General features: G+C 64.1%; 7 protein-coding genes and 1 tRNA gene. All 8 read right to left on the bottom strand.

Going from position 1 to position 7,498, the window contains the following annotated elements; translation table 11 throughout:
- A tRNA-Val gene (locus SB765_RS27470) sits at nt 1-76 on the bottom strand.
- 148 nt (nt 77-224) lie between these two features.
- Nucleotides 225-998 carry an SDR family oxidoreductase gene (locus tag SB765_RS27465; protein WP_043200439.1) on the bottom strand — a complete coding sequence of 258 codons (774 nt, stop codon included), beginning with the start codon at nt 996-998 and terminating at the stop codon, nt 225-227.
- Nucleotides 995-2,206 carry an O-succinylhomoserine sulfhydrylase gene (locus tag SB765_RS27460; RefSeq protein ID WP_016500858.1) on the bottom strand — a complete coding sequence of 404 codons (1,212 nt, stop codon included), beginning with the start codon at nt 2,204-2,206 and terminating at the stop codon, nt 995-997. The genes SB765_RS27465 and SB765_RS27460 overlap by 4 nt, the downstream gene beginning before the upstream one ends.
- Nucleotides 2,207-2,222: 16 nt before the next feature.
- Entirely contained in the window at nt 2,223-3,728 is a 1,506-nt protein-coding gene (gene purF, locus SB765_RS27455; RefSeq protein WP_016485526.1) for an amidophosphoribosyltransferase, read from the bottom strand.
- A gap of 42 nt (nt 3,729-3,770) precedes the next feature.
- Nucleotides 3,771-4,328 carry a CvpA family protein gene (locus tag SB765_RS27450; protein ID WP_016500859.1) on the bottom strand — a complete coding sequence of 186 codons (558 nt, stop codon included), beginning with the start codon at nt 4,326-4,328 and terminating at the stop codon, nt 3,771-3,773.
- A gap of 197 nt (nt 4,329-4,525) precedes the next feature.
- Complete coding sequence (locus SB765_RS27445) at nt 4,526-5,191, bottom strand: SPOR domain-containing protein (protein ID WP_016500860.1); 666 nt, start codon at nt 5,189-5,191, stop codon at nt 4,526-4,528.
- Complete coding sequence (folC, locus tag SB765_RS27440) at nt 5,175-6,482, bottom strand: bifunctional tetrahydrofolate synthase/dihydrofolate synthase (protein ID WP_410932242.1); 1,308 nt, start codon at nt 6,480-6,482, stop codon at nt 5,175-5,177. The genes SB765_RS27445 and folC overlap by 17 nt, the downstream gene beginning before the upstream one ends.
- Nucleotides 6,482-7,375 (bottom strand): acetyl-CoA carboxylase, carboxyltransferase subunit beta, encoded by an 894-nt coding sequence (gene accD / locus SB765_RS27435; protein WP_009686024.1) that lies wholly within the window; start codon nt 7,373-7,375, stop codon nt 6,482-6,484. The genes folC and accD overlap by 1 nt, the downstream gene beginning before the upstream one ends.
- Nucleotides 7,376-7,498 lie beyond the last annotated feature (123 nt).

The raw sequence follows: 7,498 nt of genomic DNA, 5'->3' as shown, positions 1-7,498 counted from the left end.
TGGTGGGTGATGACGGGATCGAACCGCCGACCCTCTGCTTGTAAGGCAGATGCTCTCCCGGCTGAGCTAATCACCCTCGCGATGTTGCTTGTTGCGTTTGCTTCTCTGAGGCCGCGAAATTTACGCAGGTGGCGAAGCTAAGTCAATAGCCCCATTGAATTTTTTTCAAAAAAAGCAAAAACAGAAAAGGGACCTTTCGGTCCCCTTCCCTTACAGCGCCGAGCTCAGGTGTAGATCATCTTGCGGGTCATGCCGCCATCGACCACAAACTCCTGACCGGTGACAAACGCCGCCTGGCGCGACAACAGCCAGGCAACCATCGCCGCCACATCTTCCACGGTGCCTACCCTGCCCGTCGGGTGTTGGGCATGGTCGGCCTCGGTCAACGGCTCGGCACGGCGCTGCGACGGGTCACGGGCATCGATCCAGCCCGGGCTCACTGCATTGACACGAATTTCCGGGCCCAGGCTCATGGCCAGGGCATGGGTCAAGGCCACCAGGCCGCCCTTGCTCGCTGCGTAGGCCTCGGTGTCGGGCTCGGACTGCCGCGCCCGGGTAGAAGTGAGGTTGACGATGGCCCCGTTGTGCGCACGCAGGTACGGCGCACAATGCTTGGCAAGCAGCATCGGGCCATTGAGGTTAACCGCCAACACCCGGTTCCACTGTGCCAGGCTCAGGCTTTCCAGCGTCTGGTTGTGCGGGTTGGCGATGGCCGCATTGCACACCAGCGCGTCCAGCCGACCGAACTGCCCAAGCACTTCGGACACCCCGGCAATGACCTGGGCCTCGTCGGCGACGTCCATGGTGATGAACCAGGCATTGTCGCCCAAGGCCTTGGCCACTTTGCCGCCACGCTGACGGTCCAGGTCGCTCAGCACCACCTGCCAGCCTTCACAGATCAGCCATGCGGCAATGCCCAGGCCGATGCCGCGCGCGGCACCGGTGACCAAGGCTACCCGGCCATTCTGGCCCGGGGTACTGCCGCGGATTTCGATCACAGTGCGGCCAGCCCGCGTGCAAGGTCAGCCTGCAGGTCGGCCACATCTTCCAGGCCTACGGCAACGCGGATCAGGCTGTCGCGGATACCGGCGGCTTCACGCTCCTGCGCCGACAGGCGGCCGTGGGAGGTGGTAGCCGGGTGGGCGATGGTGGTCTTGCTGTCACCCAGGTTGGTGGTGATGGAAATTACCCGGGTGGCGTCGATGAAGCGCCAGGCGCCCTCTTTACCGCCCTTGACCTCGAAGCTCACCACCGCACCAAAGCCACTCATCTGGCGCTTGGCCAGTTCGTGCTGCGGGTGGCTGGGCAGGCCGGCGTAATGCACCTTCTCCACGCCGTCCTGCTGCTCCAGCCATTCGGCCAGGGCCTGGGCGCTTTCGCAGTGCGCACGCATGCGCAGGCGCAAGGTTTCCAGGCCCTTGGTGAAGATCCAGGCATTGAACGGGCTGAGCGTCGGGCCTGCGGTACGCAGGAAGCCCACCACTTCTTTCATCTGCTCGGCACGGCCGGCAACCACGCCCCCCATGCAACGGCCCTGGCCGTCGATGAACTTGGTGGCCGAGTGGAACACGATGTCGGCACCCAGCTTCAGTGGCTGCTGCAGCGCCGGGGTGCTGAAGCAGTTGTCCACCACCAGCATGGCACCGCGCGCATGGGCGATTTCACTGAGCGCGGTGATATCGACCAGCTCGGCCAGCGGGTTGGACGGCGACTCGACGATCAGCAGCTTGGTATTGGCCTTGATGGCCTTTTCCCAGCCGCCGAGGTCGACCAGTGGCACGTAGTCCACCTGCACGCCAAAACGCTTGAAGTACTTCTCGAACAGGCTGATGGTCGAGCCGAACACGCTCTGCGACACCAGCACGTGGTCACCGGCACTGCACAGCGACATCACCACGGCCAGGATCGCCGCCATGCCGGTAGATGTACCCACGGCCTGCTCGGCGCCCTCCATGGCCGCCAGGCGCTCCTCGAAGGCACGCACCGACGGGTTGGTGTAACGGGAATAGACGTTGCCCGGCGTTTCACCGGCAAAGCGCGCGGCCGCGTCGGCGGCCGTGCGGAACACGTAGCTGGAGGTCAGGAACAGCGCTTCGCTGTGCTCGCCCTCGGGTGTACGGTGTTGACCGGCGCGCACCGCCAGGGTGTCGAAACCGACACCCTCGAGGTCGCTGTCCAGTCGCCCGGCATCCCATTGATCTGTCATGCCGTCGCTCCCTGAATCAGTTGTTGTAGAGGTCGATGATCGCGCTGACGGCCTGGTTCTTGACCTTGGCCAGGTCATTACGGGCCTGCTCGATACGCTCGAGGTAGGCATCGTCGATATCGCCGGTGACGTACTCACCGTTGAACACCGCGCAATCGAAGTGGTCGATCTTGATCTTGCCGCCACCGACCGAGTCGATCAGGTCTGGCAGGTCCTGATAGATCAGCCAGTCGGCGCCAATCAACTCGGCCACTTGTTCGGTGGTACGGTTGTGGGCGATCAGTTCGTGAACACTCGGCATGTCGATGCCGTAGACGTTGGGGTAGCGTACTGCTGGGGCCGCGGAGCAGAAGTAGACATTCTTGGCACCGGCTTCGCGGGCCATCTGGATGATCTGCTTGCAGGTGGTGCCGCGTACGATCGAGTCGTCCACCAGCATCACGTTCTTGCCGCGGAATTCCAGTTCGATGGCGTTGAGCTTCTGGCGTACCGATTTCTTGCGCGCGGCCTGGCCGGGCATGATGAAGGTACGGCCGATGTAGCGGTTCTTGACGAAGCCTTCGCGGAACTTGACGCCCAGGCGGTTGGCCAGCTCCAGCGCGGCAGTGCGGCTGGTGTCCGGGATCGGGATGACCACGTCGATGTCATGCTCCGGGCGTTCGCGCATGATCTTGTCGGCCAGTTTCTCACCCATGCGCAGACGGGCCTTGTACACCGAAATACCGTCGATGATCGAGTCCGGGCGCGCCAGGTAGACGTGCTCGAAAATGCACGGCTGCAGTTTTGGCGATTCGGCGCACTGCTTGGTGAACAGCTGGCCTTCTTCGGTGATGTACACCGCTTCGCCCGGCGCCAGGTCGCGGATCAGGGTGAAGCCGAGCACGTCCAGGGCCACGCTTTCCGAGGCGATCATGTATTCCACGCCTTCGTCGGTGTGGCGCTGGCCGAACACCACCGGGCGGATGCCGTGGGGGTCGCGGAAACCGACGATGCCGTAACCGGTGACCATCGCCACCACGGCGTAACCGCCTACGCAGCGGCTGTGCACGTGGGAAACAGCAGCGAACACGTCTTCTTCGGTCGGCTGCAGCTTGCCGCGCACCGCCAGCTCATGGGCGAACACGTTCAGCAGCACTTCCGAGTCGGAGTTGGTGTTGACGTGGCGCAGGTCGGACTCGTAGATCTCCTTGGCCAACTGCTCGACGTTGGTCAGGTTGCCGTTGTGGGCCAGGGTGATGCCATATGGCGAGTTGACGTAGAACGGCTGGGCCTCGGCCGAGGTCGAGCTGCCCGCAGTCGGGTAGCGCACGTGGCCAATGCCCATGCTGCCTACCAGGCGCTGCATGTGGCGCTGCTGGAAGACGTCGCGCACCAGGCCATTATCCTTGCGCAGGAACAACCGGCCGTCATGGCTGGTCACGATACCGGCAGCGTCCTGGCCGCGGTGCTGGAGGACCGTAAGCGCGTCATACAGCGCCTGATTGACGTTCGACTTACCGACGATACCGACGATGCCACACATGCGACGCAACCCCTACTTTGACGAAACTTGAGTGAATAGCGCTCAGGGCCGGGACGGACCGAGCAACTGTTCCTTGAACGGAAGATCAGCCGGAGCGCTGATCAACCCACTGGGCGACCACTGGCCGGTGAAACCCAAAATCAGGTTTTTCGACCAGTCGGCGACCAAGAGAAATTGTGGTATCAGGCGTGATTCCTGCCACCAGGTGTCTTGTTGAACAGGCCCCAGGCTGATCAGGCCGATGGCCACCACTACCAGCAAGGCCCCGCGCGCGGCGCCGAAGGCCATGCCCAGGAAACGATCAGTACCGGACAGCCCGGTCACACGGATCAGCTCACCGACGAGGAAGTTGACCATGGCCCCCACCAGCAAGGTGGCGACGAAAAGAATGGCGCAGCCGGCGATGACGCGCATCGATGGCGTCTGGATATAGCTCTCAAGATACACCGAGAGCGAACCGCCGAACATCCAGGCAACCGCACCGGCAATGATCCAGATGAGCAAGGACAAGGCTTCCTTGACGAAGCCGCGCTTGAGACTGATCAGTGTGGAGACGGCGATGATCGCGATGATCGCCCAATCAACCAAGGTAAATGCCACGGTGCTGCCTGCAGACGTTTGAGGCGGCGCATTTTACCAGAGCGATGCGCTGGGAGTAAGCGGAATGTCAGGCGGAATGGTGTTGGCTTCATCGCGGCAAGCCAGCCCCCACAGGGAGAGCTCAGCCCTTGAGGTCCGTGCGATCGGGGTGGGAACTGGCTGGCCGGCGACGGGCGGCAAAGCCGCCCTGGTGATTTTCAGCTGCGCTCTGGCTGGAAACGCACCACAAAGCCCTTGAGGCTGTTCTGGCGGTTGATGGCGTCGCGCGTGCGCTCGGCTTCGGCCCGCTCGATCAGCGGCCCGACATACACCCGGTTCATCCCGCCCGCCGAGCGGATATAGGCGTTGTAGCCCTGACTGCGCAGCGTTTGCTGCAGCTTCTCGGCACCGGCTCGGTTGGACAGGCTGGCCAACTGGATGGACCAGCTGACAGGCAAGCCATTGACGTCGATCTTCGAGGGGGCAGCTGGCTTGGCCACTGCCGTGGCAGGTGCCGGGGTGGCCGCCGGCCTGGGCTCGACCTTGGGTGCCGGGACCTGCGGTTTGGCCGGCTGAACCTGCGCCTGGGTCTGCGGCGATGGCGTGATTGGCTGGCTGGGCGTAGCGGCCGGCGCAGTGGACTCGTCGACCACCACCGGTGGCTGCTGCGGCTCTTCAGGAATGACCTGCGGCTCCGGCACGGCGACCGGATCCACTTTCACTTCCGGCAGGCTTGGCATGGCCGGTGCCTGCGGGGCTTCGACGTGCACCTGGCGCATCTCGTCCTCGCGGGTGAACAGCATCGGCAGGAAAATAACCGCCAGCGCCACCAGCACCAGCGCACCCACCATGCGCTGTTTCATCCCTTTATCCAGCACTGCCATCTACTCCACCCTCCTGGGCGTGCCGCTCCAGCCACTCCAGCGCCTGGGCAACACAGAAAAACGAACCGAACAGCAAGATCTGATCATCCGCCGTCGCCTGCGCGCATTGCCCTTCAAGGGCGGCATCGACGCTGACATAAGACTTCACCGCAGCACCGAGGTTCGTCAAGGCCGTAGCCAGTTCCGCAGCCGGGCGGCTGCGGGGGGTATCCAGGGGCGCCACGGCCCAGTCGTCGACCAGGCCCTGCAGCGGCGCGACAACGCCGTCCAGGTCCTTGTCTCCGAGCAGGCCGAACACCGCCAGGCGACGCCCTTTGAGCGGCCGGGCCGCCAGGCGCCGAGCCAGGTACTCCGCTGCATGAGGGTTGTGCCCCACATCCAGCAGCAGCTCCACCGGCTTGCCCTGCCAGTTCAGCAGGCGGCGATCGAGGCGGCCGGTGATGCGGGTATCCAGCAGTGCCTGGCGCACCTGCGCGGCATCCCACGGCAGCCCCATCAGCAGGTAAGCCTGCAGGGCCAGCGTGGCGTTTTCCATGGGCAGGTCAAGCAAAGGCAGGTCACGCAGCTCTACCTGCGCACCATCAGCCGCCGTACCGCGCCAGCTCCAGTTGCCATTGGCACTGGCCAGATCGAAGTCACGACCGCGCAGGAACAGCGGCGCTGCCAGTTCGGCGGCCTTGTCCAGCAACGGCTTCGGCGGGTCCAGGTCACCGCACAGGGCCGGCTTGCCCGCGCGGAAGATGCCGGCCTTCTCGAAGGCCACAAGCTCGCGAGTATCGCCCAGGTAATCAACATGGTCGACGCCGATACTGGTCACCAGGGCCAGGTCGGCATCCACCACGTTCACGGTGTCCAGGCGGCCACCAAGGCCCACTTCCAGCACCACGGCATCCAGCTGCGACTGGTAGAACAACCAGAACGCGGCCAGCGTGCCCATCTCGAAGTAGGTCAGGGAAATTTCGCCCCGCGCCGCCTCGACGGCGGCGAAGGCTTCGCACAGGCGCTCATCACTGGCCTCTAGGCCATCGATCACTACCCGCTCGTTGTAACGCAACAGGTGCGGCGAGCTGTACACGCCGACCTTGAGCCCCTGGGTGCGCAGCAGCGAGGCCACGAAGGCGCAGGTCGAGCCCTTGCCGTTGGTGCCGGTCACCGTCACCACACGGGGCGCCAGCTTGCCCAGCCCCAGCCGGGCAAGCACCTTCTGCGACCGCTCCAGGCCCATGTCGATGGCCGAAGGGTGCAACTGCTCGAGGTAGGCGAGCCATTCGCCCAGGGATCGTTGTTTCATCACGCGACGGCAGCCGCCTCACGCGCTTGCTCCGGGGTTTCCTGGCCGGTCATCTGCGCCAGCAGGCGGGCCAGGCGCGGGCGCAGTTCGCCACGGGAGATGATCAGGTCGATAGCACCGTGCTCCAGCAGGAACTCGCTGCGCTGGAAGCCTTCTGGCAGCTTCTCGCGTACGGTCTGCTCGATCACACGTGGGCCAGCGAAGCCGATCAGGGCCTTTGGCTCACCGACGATGACGTCGCCGAGCATCGCCAGGCTGGCGGAAACGCCGCCGTACACCGGGTCGGTCAGCACCGAGATGAACGGGATGCCTTCTTCGCGCAGGCGCGCCAGCACGGCCGAGGTCTTGGCCATCTGCATCAGCGAGATCAGCGCTTCCTGCATGCGCGCACCGCCCGAAGCGGAGAAGCAGACCATTGGGCAGCGGTGTTCCAGGGCGTAGTTGGCCGCACGCACGAAGCGCTCGCCGACGATGGCCCCCATGGAGCCGCCCATGAACGAGAATTCGAAGGCGCTGACCACGATCGGCATGCCCATCAGGGTGCCACTCATGGAGATCAGCGCGTCTTTTTCGCCGGTCTGCTTCTGGGCGCCGGTCAGGCGGTCCTTGTACTTCTTGCCGTCACGGAACTTCAGGCGGTCGACCGGCTCCAGGTCGGCACCCAGTTCGGCACGGCCTTCCGCGTCGAGGAAGATATCGATGCGCGCACGTGCGCCGATGCGCATGTGGTGGTTGCACTTGGGGCAGACATCCAGGGTCTTTTCCAGCTCCGGACGATACAGCACGGCCTCGCAGGACGGGCACTTGTGCCACAGGCCCTCAGGCACCGAGCTCTTCTTCACCTCGGAACGCATGATCGAAGGGATCAGTTTGTCGACTAACCAGTTGCTCATGCTTTCTTTCTCCAGTATTGGCAAGCGGGGGTCGGCTTCACCGGCCCTGCCCTGCCCTTGAGCTCAAAATCTTTTATGAAACGATGATGGACCGGCCGCCGGGGCTTCCAGCGTGCCACTCCA

The organism is Pseudomonas sp. SIMBA_067 (assembly GCF_046534675.1).
In the GTDB taxonomy this organism is placed as follows: Bacteria; Pseudomonadota; Gammaproteobacteria; order Pseudomonadales; family Pseudomonadaceae; genus Aquipseudomonas; species Aquipseudomonas putida.
The sequence above is the reverse complement of the archived record's forward strand: the minus strand, read 5'-3'. Positions and strand labels throughout refer to the sequence as shown.

What these genes read in the sequence shown, in the direction of transcription:
- SB765_RS27460 (WP_016500858.1), bottom strand. Translation starts at nt 2,206, where the DNA reads ATGACAGATCAATGGGATGCCGGGCGACTGGACAGCGACCTCGAGGGT.
- purF (WP_016485526.1), bottom strand. Translation starts at nt 3,728, where the DNA reads ATGTGTGGCATCGTCGGTATCGTCGGTAAGTCGAACGTCAATCAGGCG.
- SB765_RS27445 (WP_016500860.1), bottom strand. Translation starts at nt 5,191, where the DNA reads ATGGCAGTGCTGGATAAAGGGATGAAACAGCGCATGGTGGGTGCGCTG.
- folC (WP_410932242.1), bottom strand. Translation starts at nt 6,482, where the DNA reads ATGAAACAACGATCCCTGGGCGAATGGCTCGCCTACCTCGAGCAGTTG.
- accD (WP_009686024.1), bottom strand. Translation starts at nt 7,375, where the DNA reads ATGAGCAACTGGTTAGTCGACAAACTGATCCCTTCGATCATGCGTTCC.